Consider the following 16196-nt stretch of genomic DNA (forward strand, 5'->3'; position numbering starts at 1 on the left):
TTCATTCAGGAGGCGTTATGAACCGGTATCAATTCCCGGAAGGTTTTTTTTGGGGCGCAGCGGCATCAGGTCCGCAGACGGAAGGCATAGCCAATAAGCCGCACCGTTCTGTCTGGGACAGCTGGTTTGCCGAACAACCGGAGCGTTTTTTTCAGCAGATTGGTCCGCAGCACGTTTGTGAAACCTACAGTAAATATAAAGAAGACGTAGCCCTGATGAAGCAAACGGGGTTTAACTCGTTTCGAACCTCTATTCAGTGGTCGCGTCTGATCGATGATTTCAAAACCGGACAGCCAAACCGCGACGCCGTCCGCTTCTATAATGATTACTTCGATGAAATGATTGCCAACGGCATCGAGCCCATCATCAATCTTTACCATTTTGATATGCCCGAGGCGCTGCAAAAAGCATATGGCGGATTTGAGTCATCCTACGTAACCGAGCTTTTTGCCCGCTTCGCCCGCACCGCGTTCGAGCTGTTTGGCCATAAGGTGAAATACTGGATAACCTTTAATGAGCCGATCGTACCGGTGGAAGGCGGTTATTTATATGACTTCCATTATCCGTGTAAAAAAGATGGCAAACTGGCGGCTCAGGTCGCCTTTAATATTATGCTGGCGCACGCCAGGGCGGTGAATGTCTACCGTGAAATGGGCTTGCCGGGTGAGATTGGTGTCGTGCTCAACCTCACGCCTTCTTATACCCGCAGCGACAGCGAGGCCGATAAAAAAGCGGCCTGGTATGCCGACCTGCTGTTTAACCGCAGCTTCCTCGACCCGCTGGTTAAACATGAATTCCCCAAAGAACTGTGCGAAATCTTAACCGCAAACGGCTGCTTACCAGAGGTTTCACGGCAGGATGTGGAGACGATCCTGCAGTCGAGAATTGATTTTCTGGGGGTGAATTATTATGTGCCGAGAAGGGTGAAAGCGCGGGAAAGCGTTTACGCGCTCGATTACTTCACGCCGGAAGTTTATTTCGAAAATTACATCGATCCTCAGGGACGGTTTAACCCTTATCGCGACAATAACGAGATCCACCCGGAAGCTATCTATGACATTGCCTGCAATATTCGCGATAACTACGGCAATATTAAATGGTATCTGGCGGAAATTGGCATCGCGATGGATCTGCAGTCCGAAGGGCCGGTGCAGGCCGATGGCGTGATAGATGACACCTTCCGTATCGCTCTGATGGAGGAACATCTGGCTCAGCTGCATCGTGGTATTGCTGACGGCGCCAACTGTTTTGGTGTTCATCAATGGACCTTCATTGATAACTGGTCCTGGATCAACAGCTTCAAGCGGCGATATGGCTTCTGGCGTCTGGATTTAGCCACCGGGGAGCGACAAATCAAACGTAACGCGTTGTGGTTTGCGCAGCTGGCGGCTGAAAATGGCTTCACCCCTGGCGAATGTGAAAAGGATACGCAATGAGTCAGCCTTTTTACCGGATGCGTAACGGCATCAAAAATTACGCCTGGGGGAGTCGCGTAGCGCTTAATCATCTTTTTGGCCTGCTCAACCCTGACGATCAACCCCAGGCCGAGGTCTGGATGGGAAGCCACCCCGCAGGCTGCTCGGAGATTGAAACCGATACAGGGTTACGCTCTTTACAGGACCTTATTTCACAGAGGCCGGCAGAGATGTTGGGCGCGTGCGCGGGAGAAACTGCGGGGCAGTTGCCTTACCTGCTGAAGTTGCTGTCAGCGGAGCGCGCACTGTCGCTGCAGGTACATCCCAATAAGCGCCAGGCAGAAGAAGGGTTCGCCCGTCAGGGCAACCTGCCCGGAGAGGATTACACCGATGCGAACCATAAGCCCGAGCTGGTTTTTGCCCTGACGCCTTTTATGGCCATGAACGGCTTCCGGCCGTATCAGGAGATTGCCAATCACTTTTTGCGCCTGGATGCCCCGGCCCTGACGTCCGCACTGTCGCTGTTTCGCAACAACCTGCATGCTGAAGGGCTTAAGGCCTTTTTTACGCGTCTGATGGCGCTTGAGCCGGCGGAAAAAGAGGGCGTGCTGACGTGTCTGGAAGCGCGACTTGCATGCGGGGTGTTTGCTCCGGTAGCGCCCTTTATCGAACGGCTACTGCGAGACTACCCGGGGGACATCGGGGCTCTGGCCCCGCTGTATCTGCACTGCATTACGCTTGCGCCGGGTGAGGCGATGTTCCTGCGCGCCGGTACGCTACATGCCTATGTGAACGGTACGGCGGTAGAGGTCATGGCCAGTTCTGACAACGTGCTGCGTGCGGGCTTAACCCCCAAGAACATCAACGTGGCAGAATTGGTGCGCTGTACGGTGTTTGACGAAACCCCAGCCGACCGCCTCAGGATGCATCCGCACCGGGAAGAGGGGATGCAGCAATACCCGATCCCGGTAACGGATTTTCGCTTTAGCGTTATTGAACATTGCGAGCAGCAAAGCATCGGGACAGACCGTGCGCAAATTCTGCTGGTGCTGAAGGGGAGTGCCACGCTCAGCCACGCCGAGGGTGCCACCATGACGCTGAACGCCGGTCAGTCTGCGTTCATCCCGGCGGTCACAACCTTATGGACGTTGACTCAGCGCGGGCAGTCTTGCCTGGTAAGCTGATGACGTAAGGCTTTCACTGCCGAGTGCAGGCAGTATGTCGGGCATAAAAAAGGCTGCTTATCGCAGCCTTTTTACATTTAGTTTTTCGGGAAGATCCACACGTGCTTTTCAGGCAGCGAAAGGTGGCAGTGCAGCGGGTCCCGGGCCTCGTGACCATAGGCGCGAATGACAAAATCATCCCCCGGCGTGCGGAAAAGGTATTCCCAGCGGTCGCCGAGATACATGCTGGTCAGTAACGGTAGCGCCAGCTGGTTTTCCCCCGGCCCTTCGACCACCGCCACGCGCTCGACGCGGATCACCGCGGTGGCATCTTCACCGCTTCGTACCCCTTCACCGGCCTGGCCCCACAGCACCCAGCCTTTGCCTTCGATACGCGCTTTGCCGTCGCGTACTTCCGTTACCTTGCCGTGCAGGCGATTATTGCTGCCCATAAACTCAGCGGTAAATAGCGTTTTCGGCGAGCCGTACATCTCCTGCGGTGTGCCCTGTTGCTCGATTTTACCGTTGTTAAGCAGCAGGATACGGTCGGAAATCGACATCGCCTCATTCTGGTCGTGCGTTACCATCAATGCGGATAAGCCCAGCTTGATAATCAGTTCACGCAGGAATACGCGAGCCTCTTCACGCAGCTTAGCGTCGAGGTTAGAGAGCGGTTCATCCAGTAAAATGACCGGCGGGTTGTAGACCAGCGCCCGGCCAATTGCCACGCGCTGCTGTTGTCCACCGGAGAGCTGGTGCGGGTGGCGTTTGCCCAGATGGCCCAGCCCGAGCTGGTCCAGTACGTCCTGTACGCGCTGCTGGATCTCTTTGGCCGGAACCTTGCGCAGCTTAAGCGGATAGGCCACGTTTTCAAAAACGGTTTTGTGCGGCCACAGCGCATACGACTGAAACACCAGGCCCAGGTTACGCTCTTCCGCCGGGATCTCGCTGCGCGGCGTGCCGTCATAGACTTTGTTTTTGCCAATGATAATCGAGCCCTGAGTCGGTTTTTCCAGGCCCGCCACCGCACGCAGCAGGGTGGTTTTCCCGCTGCCGGAAGGACCCAGCAGGGAGACCACTTCGCCGCGGTTGAGGTTCATGGAGACCCCTTTTAAAACAGGATTGTCACCGTAGGTCAGGTGCAGATCGTTAACCGCTAATTCAATCATGTATTTTGACTCCGAAACGAAGGGCAATGCCCAGACCTACTACCACCAGCAGGATGTTAATAAAAGAGAGCGCCGCCACAATATCAATGGCTCCCGCGGCCCAGAGGGATACCAGCATCGAGCCGATGGTTTCCGTGCCGGGTGAAAGCAGGTACACACCCGTTGAATATTCGCGTTCAAAAATCAGGAACATCAGCAGCCACGAACCGATAAGGCCGTAGCGGGAGAGCGGGATCGTGACATGGCGGGTGATCTGGCCACGCGTAGCCCCCGTACTGCGGGCGGCCTCTTCAAGCTCCGGCGCAACCTGCAGCAGGGTGGACGAGATGAGTCTCAGCCCGTACGCCATCCAGACCACCGTATAGGCCAGCCAGACGCTGAATATGGTGCTGCGCAGCGAACGTAGCCAGACAATCAGGTTTTCACGCATCCAGTCGCTCCAGGCGAACCCGGAAAGCCAGCCCGATTTCAGCGAGTTATCCAGCCACATCGGCAGGAACAGGAACACCCAGAGAAAGGCCAGACCCGCGAGCAGGCCAGGCACGGCGCGCGGCACCAGGACGCTGTAATCCAGGAAACGCGTGGTATTGTCCGGTTTGCGGTGCATGGCGATACCGACAAACAGGTAGCACGCCACGGCCAGCGCGCCGCCAATGACCCCAATGGACATGGAGTTGACGATGGCACGCAGCAGGTTCGGCTGCGCCCATATCGTGCGAAAAGTACTGAGGGAAAGCTCGTCCCACAGCGAAACGCCCACGCCCCAGTTTGAGATAAACGCGCGTAACACCACGCCGAGCAGGGGAACGCCGATCGTGACGGTAAGCCAGAAGGCGACCACCGCGCCCGCCACCCAGCGCCATTTACCCAGAGGTAAAGCCCGGGCCTGAGACGCTTTGCCTTTCATGGTCACGAAACGGTTGGCGGTGCGCATCAGGCGACGCTGCAGCATGACCAGCGGAATGGTGATACAGATAAGCACCACCGCAACCGCCGCCATCAGGTGGTAGGAAGGGGTACCAAGCTTGTTGGTCAGCTGGTACAGGTAGGTTGCCAGCACCATGTTGCCTTCCGGATCGCCGAGGACCAGCATCAGACCAAACACTTCAAGACCGAGGAAGAACAGCAGAACGATGGCGTACAAAATGGACGGTCGCACCATCGGCAGGCTGACCGAGGTCATCACCTGTAACGGCGACGCGCCCGCGGTACGTGCGGCCTCTTCCACATCGGAACCGACGCTTCGCAGCGCGGACGAAATATAGAGATAGGCATGCGGAACATGCGTCAGGCCAGCAATGACCACGATGCTCGACATGTCGTAGATATTCCACGGTACGAAACCAATCAGCGCCTGCGCCCAGAGGGATAAAAAGCCCACCGGACCGGCGGCCACCACGTAGCCGAATCCCAGCACCATTGGCGACACGAAAACCGGCACGAGGATCAGCGGTTCAATCAGGCGGCGGCCGGGCAGATCGGTACGCACCATCAGAAAGGCCAGCACGCCCCCTAACGGAATGGCGATGATGACCAGCCCGAAAGCGAGAATAAAACCGCTTTTCAGCGCCTTATAGAAATCAGGGTCGGTGAAGATAAAACCAAATGATTCAAGACTCCACTCTTTTGCCGGTGAAAAGAACGGGGCGGACAAGAAGCTCTGTATCACGATAAACGACAGCGGCGTGTAGATAACCAGGGCGGTTATCAACACGACAATACCGCGCGGCAGGCTTTGCCACTTTCTGCGTAATGTATTCATGGGGTATCCCTGGTGTTGCAGCCCAGCAAAACGAACTCAGGTAACAGGAGCGCGACGACCCGCGTCGCGCTCAGACGCTTATTTGGCGGCGGCGGTACGCCACTGTTTGATGTACTCCAGGCGTTTTTTCGGCTGCAGATACTCCAGCAGGCTTTCATCAACCGGAATAGGTTTCAGCGCATTGCCGAGCACTTTCGTCAGGCCGTCGATATCATTTTTGCCGTCGATATCGTTACGAATGGACGGGATATCCGCCTGGCTTGCCAGAATACTTTGTCCTTTTTCAGACAGGACGTAGTCCAGCCACAGTTTCGCGGCATTGCTGTTTTGCGCCTGCTGGCTGATGAACGACACGCGTGATAACACCAGGGTGTAATCTTTTGGATAGGCGATCCCCAGCGACGGATCGTTCTTCGCACGCGCTTCCGCGTAGGATCCGAGGATATTAAAACCGATCAGGTTTTCCCCTGATGACACCCTCTCCATCATGGTGCCGGTTGAAGACTGAACGGCTAGGCCCCCTTTGGCGATATCGGCCAGGGTTTTGAAGTAGTTAGGATCGGCCTTGTGATCCTGCACCGAGAGCATAAAGCCCAGACCCGATTTTTCGATGTCGTAGGTAGTGACTTTGCTCTTGAATTTATCCGTCTGGCTGGCAATAAGCTTAGCCAGCGCCGCATGGGAATCAGGCACGTCGCCCGCCGGGATCAGCCGTTTGTTGTAGATAAACACGACGGGCTCATAGGTGGTACCGTAGGCCTTATCTTTCCAGACCGCCCATTTCGGCAGCTGGCTTTGCTCCGGTGATTTGTACTCCATGGCGTAGTCGGTAGCGAGCTTCAGCCCGGTGTCCATGGAGGAGCTCCAGACCACATCGCCGCTTCCGCCACCCGAGGCCTGTTCGCTGATAAAACGGTTGTACAGCTCGGTGCTGTTCATGTCGTTATATTCAACTTTGATGCCCGGATAGGTTTTTTCGAAGCCCTCAATCAGCGGCCCGGCAGCTTTGGTGTCGGTGGTGGAGTAGATCACCACTTTGCCCTCTTTGGTCGCGGCATCGACCATTTTTTGATAGTCAGCAGGGTAGCCCTGCGGCAAAGCAGACAGTGCGGAAGCAGAACACAGTACGGTAGCGGTAATCAGAGAAATTCGGAAAATGTTCGACATTATAGTTAACCTTTTAGTTACATTTGAGGAACTAATTGTCAACATAGCGCATGGCTCCGCGCCGACAATAGGGGGGCGCGGGTTGCGGTTCCGAAGTGTGATTGTCGGCGTCGTTTCAGCAATTAACACCATAAAATCCGCGACGCTTAGCAAACGAACGGTTACGGATTACGTTTTCTCTGCCGCTTTGCGGTAAAGCCTTCTGGGATGTCCGATATTGCCATACAGCATTTCGATGCTGATTAACCCACTTTCCACGCAGTATTCCAGATAACGGCGGCCCGTGGTTTTGCTGATCCCGACGTATTCCACCACCTCTTCCACCGACATTGTTTTTTCGGGGTGTTCCGCAAATAAACGCTTAATACGGTCCAGGGTGTGGGGCTCAATACCCTTTGTGGACGGGGTCTGCGAGGTGTCCGCGGCGGGGAGGTTAAACAGGCGATCCAGCGCATGCTGGTCGACAACCTTCACCTGCTGCACGGTGTGGATGAAACGCATAAAACGCTCCAGCGAGGCGTGCAGACGCTGGAAAAAAACAGGCTTAATCAGGTAGTCAAACGCGCCGCTGCGCATGGCATGGCTACAGGTCTGCATATCGCTGGCTGCGGTGATAAAGATCACCGAGCATTCATAGCTTTTCAGGAGCGGGTTATCGATTAACGCCACGCCTTTACCGTCCGGGAGATAATTATCCAGCAGTATCAGCCTCGGCTGATGCTGGCGTATCAGGTTACACGCCTGCTCAATCGACGCGGCAATGCCCACCACGCGCAAATGGAAATTTTGCTCGATATACTCGCGATGCAGTTCCGCCAGGTGCGGCTCATCCTCAACAATCACAACATCAAGTGCTCGGGTCGTGGTCATGCGTTAGCCCTGTCGAACGGGGAGTGGATTGGGAATAAACACAGAGAATATCGTGCCTTGAGGAGCGTTATCCGTTATCTCAATGCTGCCGCCCGCCTTGTTGATATAGCCTGCCACCAGAAACAGGCCAATACCGTGCTCTGTGCCCACAATGTCGTTCTCGCTTTCCGGCTTACTGCTGAATCCCTGGCGAAAGAGATGCGGTTTCATCGCCTCATCCACCCCGCAACCCCGATCGGCCACCTCTATCAGCAACTCCTGGTTGCGATCGGAAATGTAAAGCTCTACAGGTGCGGGAACCGGGGCTTTCAGGGTAGCGTCAACGGCGTTATCCAGCAGGTTGCCAATCACCGAGACCAGCTCCATTTCCGTGATACAGGTAGGCATGCGGGTGAGCTGGCAGGCGGGATCAAACTGCAGTTCAACGCCCTTTTCCCGGGCGCTGACATATTTCCCTAGCAGCAATCCGCACAGGGCCGGCGAGACAAAATGGGCTGAGACGAAGTCCAGCACGCGCTGCGCCCCTTCTGACTGTGCCTGGATGTAACGGATCGCCTCGTCATAGTGTTTCATCTGCAGCAACCCCACCAGCGTGGCGGTCCAGTTCAGTTGTTCATGACGCATAATGCGCAGGTTATCCGCATAGCGTTTAATCTGGCTTAGCTGGCTGCTGAGAGTGTTGATATCATTCTTGTCGCGAAAGCTATAAACCCAACCGCTTTCAACACCAGGTTCAACCTCAATCGCCACGCGGTTCACAATCACCTCGCGCTGGTTAAGCACCGCAATCTGGTCGTGGTTACCGCGGCTAACCGAGGCGTAGCGCTGAGATAAAAAACCGGGGGACGTTTGCAGAACGTCTTCCAGCGGTTTGCCGATAAGCGCTTTCTCACTTTGATGAATATCCAGCATCTCTCTGGCGGCACGGTTAATTAAAATCAGCTGCTTTTCTTCATTGACGGCAAATACCCCTTCATACATTGCTTCCAGCAGCGCGCGTTGCTGTAAGACCAGTTGCGCAATATCTTTTGGCTCAAGGCGGAACATCTGCTTTTTAAGATTGCGGGTAAACAACCAGGAAAAAATAAACAGTAACAGCAACAGACCCATACCGTATAACCCGGACTGCCAGAGAATACGCGCATTGATATTCGCAATGTACGACGTCAAATAACCGACCGAGACAATCCCAATCACCTGATGCTGCGCATTAAAGATGGGCGCTTTGCTGCGCAGTGAAACCCCAATCCCACCCTTACGCACCGAAATAATTGTTTTGCCTTGTAATACCTCCGCATTATCCCCGCCGATCATCGGTAAATTGATGCGTTCCGGTGATTCTGAATGATAAAGATGCTGTTCCCGGGTATCGCCAATGACAATATAACTGGCATCACTTTCGGCCCGTATAGGCTGAATTAAACGGGCGATGGCGGGGATATTTCTGGCCGCGACGTTTTCCGCCAGCCCCGGCATCAACGCGATTTCGCTGGCCTGAACCCGGGCGCGCTGGCCGAGATCGTGATGCAATTGCCGGTCAATAAAATGAAACAGGATGGTTCCCAGCAGAACTAACAGCAGGCAGGAGAAGCACACCAGCGCTAAAAAAAGTTTTACCTGAAAAGAGAGTCTGCGTTTCATACGACCTGACGCGGGGAGTCTGATTAGAGCGGTCTGCGCAGACTGACATGAGGAAATGGGGGATGCAATCTGGCGAAAACAGAGTTGTGACCTGGCTTTTCGTTTTGGGGGTTATAGCTATCAGGATCGCGTAAGGCTATGCTTCATTCAGCACCCGAATAATTACAGAGGCAATGTCGTGGATAAAGCGCTACTGGATGCAGGCTACCGGGCCTATACCGGAGAGAAAATTGACGTTTACTTCAACACCGCGATCTGCAAACACTCAGGAAATTGCGTGCGCGGGAGCGCTAAGCTCTTCAACCTGAAACGTAAACCGTGGATTATACCGGATGAAGTGGACGTCGAAACGGTTGTACATGTGATTGATACCTGCCCGAGCGGTGCGCTGAAGTATCGCCAAAAATAAGCGAGGAACCATGGATATTCTGGAAGGCCATAACAAGTTTTACGTCAACGATGCTGACGGTAACCAGGTTGCAGAGATTGTCTTCGTACCGACCGGTGAGCATCTGAGCATTATCGAGCACACCGATGTGGATCCGAGCCTGAAAGGGCAAGGTGTGGGTAAACAGCTGGTGGCAAAAGTGGTCGCAAAGATGCGCGGTGAAAATCGAAAAATTATCCCGCTATGCCCGTTTGCCAAACATGAGTTTGATAATACGCGGGAATATGACGATATTCGGGCGTAGAAACACACCGGCAATGGCCGGTGTTTTTTCATCTGATCTGTTCAAACAGCAGCACCACCGCAATCACTACCATCATTCCCCCTGATGCTCTGCTCACCAGACGCGCGGCCTGCGGGCGGGTGGCCAGGATGGCTTTTGAACCGTATCCCACCAGCAGATAGACCAGCGTACAGGTGATGAGGTGTAGCAAGCCCAGCGCGGACATCTGCATCGCAACCGACCAGCTTCCCTTCGGGTCAGTAAATTGTGGAAGCAGGGCAAGGAACAGCAAAAAAACTTTCGGGTTAAGGCCGCTGATACATAATCCCTTCACCGCCCACTGTTTCCAGTTTGCCGCCGAGGTTGTGGCGCTTTCCGGTGCGCCAGGAGCGCGTAACAGTGAGATACCAAGCCACAGCAAGTAAAGTGCGCCCGCTATCGTCAGCCCGGATAATGCCAGCGGATGTTGCGCCATCATGACGCCCACGCCCGCGACCACAATCAGTGTCGCCAGCAGATGCCCGGACATGAGGCCCATCACTGCGGGTACCACGCGCCGCCCGTGGATGCCGGCGCTAATGGCGTAAGCCCAGTCGGCGCCCGGCGTCATGATGAGCAGGAAAGACACCACCCAAAACCCGGCCACAATACTCATTTCCATCGTCTGTAAAACTCCAGAATTTCACCCGTCAACAGAGAGAAAGCATATCGGTATCCGGACGAAATGAGTTTTCAATGTTATGCTCAAAAGACGGTGAAATTGACAAAATCTTCCACATGGACAGCATCGATCGAAAAATTCTTGCGCAGTTGCAGGCTGATGGCCGTTTATCTCTTACGGAGCTGGCTGAACGGGTGAACCTGAGCCTCTCGCCGTGTCACCGGCGCGTGCGGGCACTGGAGCAGAGCGGGGCCATTACGGGATACCGGGCCAGTCTCGATCCCGCCAAAATGGGGTTTAACTTTCTGGCGATCGTGTTTGCGACGCTGAAAGAGGGCGACAGAAAGGCGGTGAGCGCCTTTGAGGAGGCGGTGGAAGAGATCCCGCAAATTGTGCTGGCGCAGCGTTTATTTGGCGATCCTGATTATCTGATGCACGTTGTGACCCGCGACCTGCCGGCTTTTCAGAAACTCTATGATGAGAAGCTCTCTGCGATGCCCGGCGTTCAGCATCTTCGCTCAACGCTGGTCATGAAAACGGTCGTGCAGGACAGGCCGTTTCCGCTCGACATCTCAGGGCGTGACGAATAACGCGCCCGGCAGAACGCCGGGCGCAGGGGCGTTTAGCCTACAAACATCACTGACACGCACAGTACGCCAACGATCAGCGTCAGCAGGTTGCCGACAGATCGGTACGGTTTCAGGGACGGGATCAGGTACGTCGACAGCGTCGGCATGATAAACAGGATCATGGCGATAAGCGGACCGCTGATGGCATAAATCATCGAAATGGCATTCGGATTAATGCAGCACACCGCAAAGGTGATTAACGACACCCCCATGATGGAGATCGCGCGGTTAAAGGCGCGGCTCTTTTTCACGCCCACCTGGTTCAGCGATGACTTCACAATCTCCGTCGCCCCTTCGATCACCCCAAAATAGGTGCCGAGGAACGATTTCGACATGGCGATAATCGCCACAATAATCCCGGAAATCCCCAGCCATGCCGGAGAAGAGGGCATCATCGACAGCGCCGACAGAATGGTTACCCCTTCCTCTTTTGCCGAAACGATATAGGACGGTGGAATAGAGAGCAGGCAGCTGAACACGAAGAACAGCACGCTCAGGCAGATAATCAGGTACGCCACCTTCATGATTTTCTTGCACTTGTCCATGGCGGCGTCGCCAAACTTCTCACGGCGGTCAACGGCAAACGTCGAGATAATCGGCGTATGGCTGAAAGCGAATACCATCACCGGGATCGAAATCCAGACCTGATGCAGCGTATGGCGGTCAAATGCCATCTGGCTTGTGAGCAGCGCGGGTTGCCAGCTTCCGGTCAGATAGAGCGAGACAAACAGGAAGTAGGCGATCAGCGGAAACACCAGGAAGCCCATCACTTTTATGGTGATATGCCGTCCCATCAGGAAGATCAGATTTAACACCAGCACCACGCCAAAACTGACCAGCACGCGAACGGCGGTATCCACCGTCATGTGTTTTGCCAGCTGCTCAGTTAACGAGTTGGTGATGGCCACTGCATAAATCTGCACCACCACGAAGAAGGCGATGAAATAGAGCGTGGTGATCAGGTTGCCTATCTTCCTGCCGTAATAATGGGAGACGGCGCCGGTGATCCCTTCATTGCCTTTTGTTTTCGACGACAGGATGAATTGTGCCAGCGCGCGGTGCGGCCAGTAGGTTAATGGGTAGGCCACAAGGGCAGTGATAAACAGGACGATAGCGCCTGCGGAGCCCAGCTGAATGGGCAAGAACAGCGTTCCTGCGCCCACGGCCGTGCCATAGAGAGCGAAACTCCAGAGAGTCTCATCTTTTGACCAAATTTTCGACATTAGAGCAACGTATCAACTATCAAACCAACAGAATGGAGCGCAATTTACCATAATTATGGGTTGAGAGCGCAGTTGCTTCGAAGGAGTTTGGCCGGAGCGGGCGTCCGGCCAGAGGGAATTAGCCTGCGAGGGCGCGTCGCTGCTGGCGACGTTTAAGGAATTTCTCGCGCAGCGTATCGTAAGCCCAGTTATAGAACATGGTGTACGGCAGGAAGAACAGGAAGAAACCAATTTCCAGTGTGAATGCCTGCAGCAGCGTGACGCCCAGCACCGCGGCGACTATCGACACGCCGATCACAATAAACCCGCACTCGAATCCCAGCGCATGCAGTGCGCGGATTTTTGCCGTGCGTGTGATGCGGTGAACCGGCCAGAAACGGTCGAAGCCGACGTTATAGATAATGTTCCAGAGCATGGCCGTGGTTGCCAGGATAATGGTCAATCCACCCATCTCCACCACGGAACGTTGCATAAGCCACGCCGCCGTCGGGGCGAGGATCGCCGTGGCAATCCCTTCGAAACAGACGGCATGAAAGATCCGCTCCGGCAGTTTACGTTGGAGTGCATCCTGATGTTGCATAGTTTTAGACCTCGTGAATACGCATTTTGGCGTTGATGCGGCCTATTGTTATCGCTAAAGGTGATATATTAAAGATGGTATCCATCGATAAAGTAGATAGTGCATGCGTTATTCTCCTGAAGCCCTTACCGCATTCGTTGAGACCGTCGCGGCGGGCTCTTTTTCTGCCGCCGCGCGTCGGTTACGTAAAAGCCAGTCGACCGTGAGCACATCCATCGCCAATCTTGAAGCCGATCTGGGCTTCGATCTGTTTGACCGTTCGGCCCGTCAGCCGGTGTTAACCGCGCAGGGCGAACAGGTACTGGGTTATGTGCAGGCGATCCTCGCGGCCAGCACGCGGCTTGACGAGCTGGCGGTGTCGTTAACGGCACAAACGGAGGCGCGCCTGACGTTTGTTCTTTCCGATACCCTCAACCCGGACGTGCTGGAAGACCTGATGAACCAGTTCGACCAGCGCTTTCCCCATACCGAATTTGAATGCCTGATTGGCGAGGAAGAGGACGTTATCGATCTGCTGCAGAAGTCGCGTGCGCAGGTTGGTCTCACGGAAGCGCGTGACAGTTATCCGACCGATATTGGTTTTACCCGGTTGCCGATACAGACCCGGATGGCAATCTATGTCGCGACCAACCATCCTCTGGCCGGGCAGCAAGTAATCCAGGCCGATGAGCTGCACGGCTGGCGGGAATTGCGGCTCAGCACCTATCTGGAGCGGGAGGCAACGCTCGCACGCGGACCCGTCTGGTCGGCACCCAACTACCTGTTACTGCTGAGTATGGCGGTGCAGGGATTTGGCTGGTGCGTGCTGCCGTGCGCGCTGGTGGATGAATTTGCCGCCGCGAAATCGCTGGTGCAGCTGAATGTCCCCGGGTGGCCACGGGCGATCGGTATCGATCTGCTCTGGAATAAACGATCCCCGCCCGGCGTTGCCGGAAGCTGGCTGCGGCAGTATCTGCAGGATGCGCGCTAATCCTTGTGATTAAACTCACTATTTTTAAACAATTAAGATAATTGCCAATAACAATCCACTACTATCGTCATGTCATTTAACACAGAGGTTGTGATGAAAGATGTCGTTATAGTGGGTGCGTTGCGTACGGCTATCGGCTGTTTTCAGGGGGCGCTTTCACGCCACTCGGCTGTTGATTTGGGCAGCGTAGTGGTGAAAGCGCTGGTGGAACGCAGCGGGATTGCAGCACATGAAATTGATGAGGTGATCCTGGGACAGGTGCTGACCGCCGGTGCCGGGCAAAACCCTGCCCGTCAGGCGGCGCTCAAGGGTGGCCTGCCCAATACCGTCTCCGCTATCACCATCAACGACGTCTGTGGCTCAGGGTTAAAAGCGCTGCATCTGGCGACGCAGGCCATTCAGTGTGGTGAAGCGGATGTCGTGATTGCCGGCGGACAAGAAAATATGAGCCGGGCACCACACGTGCTGACCGACAGCCGTACCGGCGCGCAGCTGGGCAACAGCCAGTTGCTCGACAGTCTGGTGCATGACGGTCTGTGGGATGCGTTCAATGACTATCATATGGGCGTGACGGCGGAAAATCTGGCACGTGAGTATGGTATCAGCCGTGAGTTGCAGGACGCTTACGCGTTAAGCTCGCAGCAAAAAGCGCGCGCGGCGATTGATGCCGGGCGCTTTCGGGATGAAATCGTCCCGGTCAGCACGCAGCGTCAGAACGGTGAGGTTGCCGTGGTGGATACCGATGAGCAGCCGCGCACCGACGCCAGCGCTGAAGGGCTGGCGAGGCTCAATCCTGCGTTTGAAACTCAGGGCTCAGTGACGGCGGGAAACGCCTCCTCCATTAATGATGGCGCTGCGGCCGTGATGATGATGAGTGAAAGCAAAGCCCTCGAGCTGGATCTGCCCGTTCTGGCCCGCATTAAGGCATTTGCCAGCGTGGGTGTTGATCCTGCGTTAATGGGTATCGCCCCGGTTTATGCCACCCGTCGCTGCCTGGAACGCGCAGGGTGGCAACTCTCTGATGTGGATCTGATTGAAGTCAACGAGGCCTTTGCCGCACAGGCAATCTCGGTTGGCAAAATGCTGGAATGGGATCCCCTGCGGGTAAACGTGAACGGTGGGGCAATCGCACTGGGTCATCCTATCGGCGCGTCCGGTTGTCGAATTCTGGTATCGCTGGTGCATGAGATGAAAAAGCGCAATGCCCGCAAAGGCATTGCGACGCTCTGTATCGGTGGTGGACAAGGTGTCGCCCTCGCCATTGAACGCTAAAATCCCGCCCGCATAAAAGAGCCTCCCTTCAGGAGGTTTTTTTTTACATAACGTATGACGAATTAACCGTTATTAGCACATTCTCACTCTGTTATTGAATAATTACGGCCTTAATTATTATCGTTGTTAATGTCTTAGTGTGATCCCCCTCCGATAATTTCACGCTAATACACCCTGTTTGTTGATGGGTGTCACGTCCATCTTTGCCAAAAAAAATGAAACAAATAATTACGATCTTTGTCACTAAAATAATGTTCTTTAAAAAATAAACTGCAGTTTCATAAATAAGAAACATTATTTCAGTTGAGGGTTTTTTCATGTTTAAGAAATCTCTGGTCCTTACTTCCCTTATCGGTACGTCCTTCATGGCTCAGGCCGTTACCGTCGATCTGCGCCATGAATATATCGACAGTGGTGCCAATGCTGACCGTGTCTCGGTCTCACATCGCTTTGCTAACGGGGTCGGTTTTTCTGTAGAAGCTAAATGGAAATCCGGCGGTGATAAAGCCGACCAGCCGTTTGCGGATGTGGTGGGTAACGGGCATGAAGATCAAATTAGCTGGCGCTGGAAAGCGACTGATAATATTGCACTGACGCCGGCGTTTACCCTTGAAAGTAACGACAGCCGCACAATATATAAACCGAATCTGCATCTGCAATATAGTTTCGACAACGGCTTCTACGTTGCCGCGCGTTATCGTTATGAATATACCCGCTACCCGTCAAGCTCGAATAAAGATGACGACAAAGTTAACCGTGGTGATGCCTGGGTTGGCTGGGTAATGGGTGACTGGCGTACCGAACTCAATTATGTTTATGCGAAGAGTTCTGAAGGTATGGTTCGTAATAATAACAAAGATTATTCCAACGAATATAACGCCAAGCTGGCGTATAAATGGGATAAAAACTGGGCACCGTATGTTGAAGTGGGTAACATCGGCGTGAAAGACACCGATGAACGTCAGACCCGCCTTCGTTTAGGCGTGGCCTATTCTTTCTGATA

The 16196-nt window shown here is 54.4% G+C and carries 16 protein-coding genes; 8 read left to right on the top strand and 8 right to left on the bottom strand.

The window, feature by feature from the left end; translation table 11 throughout:
• Positions 1–17: 17 nt before the first annotated feature.
• Together HV157_RS18960 and manA are read left to right on the top strand one after the other, a co-directional pair.
• A complete protein-coding gene (locus HV157_RS18960) occupies positions 18–1436 on the top strand; it encodes a glycoside hydrolase family 1 protein (protein WP_032678911.1) in 1419 nt (472 codons plus the stop codon).
• Entirely contained in the window at positions 1433–2599 is a 1167-nt protein-coding gene (gene manA / locus HV157_RS18965; protein WP_182268828.1) for a mannose-6-phosphate isomerase, class I, read from the top strand. Before HV157_RS18960 ends, manA begins: the two co-directional genes overlap by 4 nt.
• 77 nt (positions 2600–2676) lie before the next feature.
• Here manA and HV157_RS18970 read toward each other — a convergent pair whose 3' ends face one another.
• The 5 genes from HV157_RS18970 to HV157_RS18990 all read right to left on the bottom strand — a co-directional run bounded on the left by HV157_RS18970 (position 2677) and on the right by HV157_RS18990 (position 9187).
• Complete coding sequence (locus HV157_RS18970) at positions 2677–3747, bottom strand: ABC transporter ATP-binding protein (RefSeq protein ID WP_020883751.1); 1071 nt, start codon at positions 3745–3747, stop codon at positions 2677–2679.
• A complete protein-coding gene (locus HV157_RS18975; protein ID WP_020883752.1) occupies positions 3740–5509 on the bottom strand; it encodes an iron ABC transporter permease in 1770 nt (589 codons plus the stop codon). The genes HV157_RS18970 and HV157_RS18975 overlap by 8 nt, the downstream gene beginning before the upstream one ends.
• Positions 5510–5587: 78 nt before the next feature.
• A complete protein-coding gene (locus HV157_RS18980; protein ID WP_020883753.1) occupies positions 5588–6676 on the bottom strand; it encodes an ABC transporter substrate-binding protein in 1089 nt (362 codons plus the stop codon).
• A 168-nt stretch (positions 6677–6844) separates the two neighbouring features.
• Complete coding sequence (locus HV157_RS18985) at positions 6845–7546, bottom strand: response regulator (protein WP_014171487.1); 702 nt, start codon at positions 7544–7546, stop codon at positions 6845–6847.
• 3 nt (positions 7547–7549) lie between these two features.
• Positions 7550–9187, bottom strand: coding sequence for a sensor histidine kinase (locus tag HV157_RS18990; protein WP_182268829.1), 1638 nt, complete (start codon positions 9185–9187; stop codon positions 7550–7552).
• 178 nt (positions 9188–9365) lie between these two features.
• On the opposite strand from HV157_RS18990, the gene yjdI reads away from it, so the two are divergent.
• A complete protein-coding gene (gene yjdI / locus HV157_RS18995; RefSeq protein WP_020883756.1) occupies positions 9366–9596 on the top strand; it encodes a 4Fe-4S mono-cluster protein YjdI in 231 nt (76 codons plus the stop codon).
• Between the two features lie 10 nt (positions 9597–9606).
• Positions 9607–9879 carry a GNAT family N-acetyltransferase gene (locus HV157_RS19000; protein ID WP_014171484.1) on the top strand — a complete coding sequence of 91 codons (273 nt, stop codon included), beginning with the start codon at positions 9607–9609 and terminating at the stop codon, positions 9877–9879.
• Between the two features lie 28 nt (positions 9880–9907).
• Here the strand turns inward: HV157_RS19000 and HV157_RS19005 are convergent, their stop codons facing one another.
• Positions 9908–10519, bottom strand: coding sequence for a LysE family translocator (locus HV157_RS19005; RefSeq protein ID WP_032680350.1), 612 nt, complete (start codon positions 10517–10519; stop codon positions 9908–9910).
• Positions 10520–10635: 116 nt separating this feature from the next.
• Here HV157_RS19005 and HV157_RS19010 point away from each other — a divergent pair, with 116 nt between their 5' ends.
• On the top strand, positions 10636–11109 hold the full coding sequence (locus tag HV157_RS19010; RefSeq protein ID WP_032670215.1) for an Lrp/AsnC family transcriptional regulator: 474 nt from the start codon (positions 10636–10638) through the stop codon (positions 11107–11109).
• A 32-nt stretch (positions 11110–11141) separates the two neighbouring features.
• On the opposite strand, the gene HV157_RS19015 is transcribed toward HV157_RS19010, so the two are convergent.
• Together HV157_RS19015 and HV157_RS19020 are read right to left on the bottom strand one after the other, a co-directional pair.
• The gene (locus HV157_RS19015) at positions 11142–12371 is read right to left on the bottom strand and encodes an amino acid permease (protein ID WP_020883758.1); all 1230 of its coding nucleotides are present in this window, start codon (positions 12369–12371) and stop codon (positions 11142–11144) included.
• 118 nt (positions 12372–12489) lie between these two features.
• A complete protein-coding gene (locus HV157_RS19020) occupies positions 12490–12951 on the bottom strand; it encodes a multidrug/biocide efflux PACE transporter (RefSeq protein ID WP_014171480.1) in 462 nt (153 codons plus the stop codon).
• A gap of 103 nt (positions 12952–13054) precedes the next feature.
• On the opposite strand from HV157_RS19020, the gene HV157_RS19025 reads away from it, so the two are divergent.
• From HV157_RS19025 to HV157_RS19035, 3 genes are all read left to right on the top strand, one after another.
• Positions 13055–13921: a LysR family transcriptional regulator gene (locus HV157_RS19025; protein ID WP_025203325.1), complete on the top strand. Its 867-nt coding sequence runs from the start codon at positions 13055–13057 to the stop codon at positions 13919–13921.
• A 93-nt stretch (positions 13922–14014) separates the two neighbouring features.
• Positions 14015–15193, top strand: a complete 1179-nt coding sequence (locus tag HV157_RS19030; RefSeq protein WP_032680352.1) for an acetyl-CoA C-acetyltransferase — start codon at positions 14015–14017, stop codon at positions 15191–15193.
• A gap of 317 nt (positions 15194–15510) precedes the next feature.
• Positions 15511–16194 carry a porin gene (locus HV157_RS19035; protein ID WP_032680354.1) on the top strand — a complete coding sequence of 228 codons (684 nt, stop codon included), beginning with the start codon at positions 15511–15513 and terminating at the stop codon, positions 16192–16194.
• The last annotated feature ends 2 nt before the right edge of the window (positions 16195–16196 follow it).

This window comes from Enterobacter sp. RHBSTW-00318 (assembly GCF_014101375.1).
Lineage (GTDB): Bacteria > Pseudomonadota > Gammaproteobacteria > Enterobacterales > Enterobacteriaceae > Enterobacter > Enterobacter ludwigii.

Coding starts and splice junctions, on each gene's coding strand:
- HV157_RS19035 (WP_032680354.1), top strand. CDS start 15,511: ATGTTTAAGAAATCTCTGGTCCTTACTTCCCTTATCGGTACGTCCTTC.
- HV157_RS18975 (WP_020883752.1), bottom strand. CDS start 5,509: ATGAATACATTACGCAGAAAGTGGCAAAGCCTGCCGCGCGGTATTGTC.
- HV157_RS19000 (WP_014171484.1), top strand. CDS start 9,607: ATGGATATTCTGGAAGGCCATAACAAGTTTTACGTCAACGATGCTGAC.
- HV157_RS18970 (WP_020883751.1), bottom strand. CDS start 3,747: ATGATTGAATTAGCGGTTAACGATCTGCACCTGACCTACGGTGACAAT.
- HV157_RS19025 (WP_025203325.1), top strand. CDS start 13,055: ATGCGTTATTCTCCTGAAGCCCTTACCGCATTCGTTGAGACCGTCGCG.
- HV157_RS18960 (WP_032678911.1), top strand. CDS start 18: ATGAACCGGTATCAATTCCCGGAAGGTTTTTTTTGGGGCGCAGCGGCA.
- HV157_RS19010 (WP_032670215.1), top strand. CDS start 10,636: ATGGACAGCATCGATCGAAAAATTCTTGCGCAGTTGCAGGCTGATGGC.
- HV157_RS19020 (WP_014171480.1), bottom strand. CDS start 12,951: ATGCAACATCAGGATGCACTCCAACGTAAACTGCCGGAGCGGATCTTT.
- HV157_RS19030 (WP_032680352.1), top strand. CDS start 14,015: ATGAAAGATGTCGTTATAGTGGGTGCGTTGCGTACGGCTATCGGCTGT.
- HV157_RS19015 (WP_020883758.1), bottom strand. CDS start 12,371: ATGTCGAAAATTTGGTCAAAAGATGAGACTCTCTGGAGTTTCGCTCTC.
- HV157_RS19005 (WP_032680350.1), bottom strand. CDS start 10,519: ATGGAAATGAGTATTGTGGCCGGGTTTTGGGTGGTGTCTTTCCTGCTC.
- HV157_RS18985 (WP_014171487.1), bottom strand. CDS start 7,546: ATGACCACGACCCGAGCACTTGATGTTGTGATTGTTGAGGATGAGCCG.
- HV157_RS18990 (WP_182268829.1), bottom strand. CDS start 9,187: ATGAAACGCAGACTCTCTTTTCAGGTAAAACTTTTTTTAGCGCTGGTG.
- HV157_RS18980 (WP_020883753.1), bottom strand. CDS start 6,676: ATGTCGAACATTTTCCGAATTTCTCTGATTACCGCTACCGTACTGTGT.
- manA (WP_182268828.1), top strand. CDS start 1,433: ATGAGTCAGCCTTTTTACCGGATGCGTAACGGCATCAAAAATTACGCC.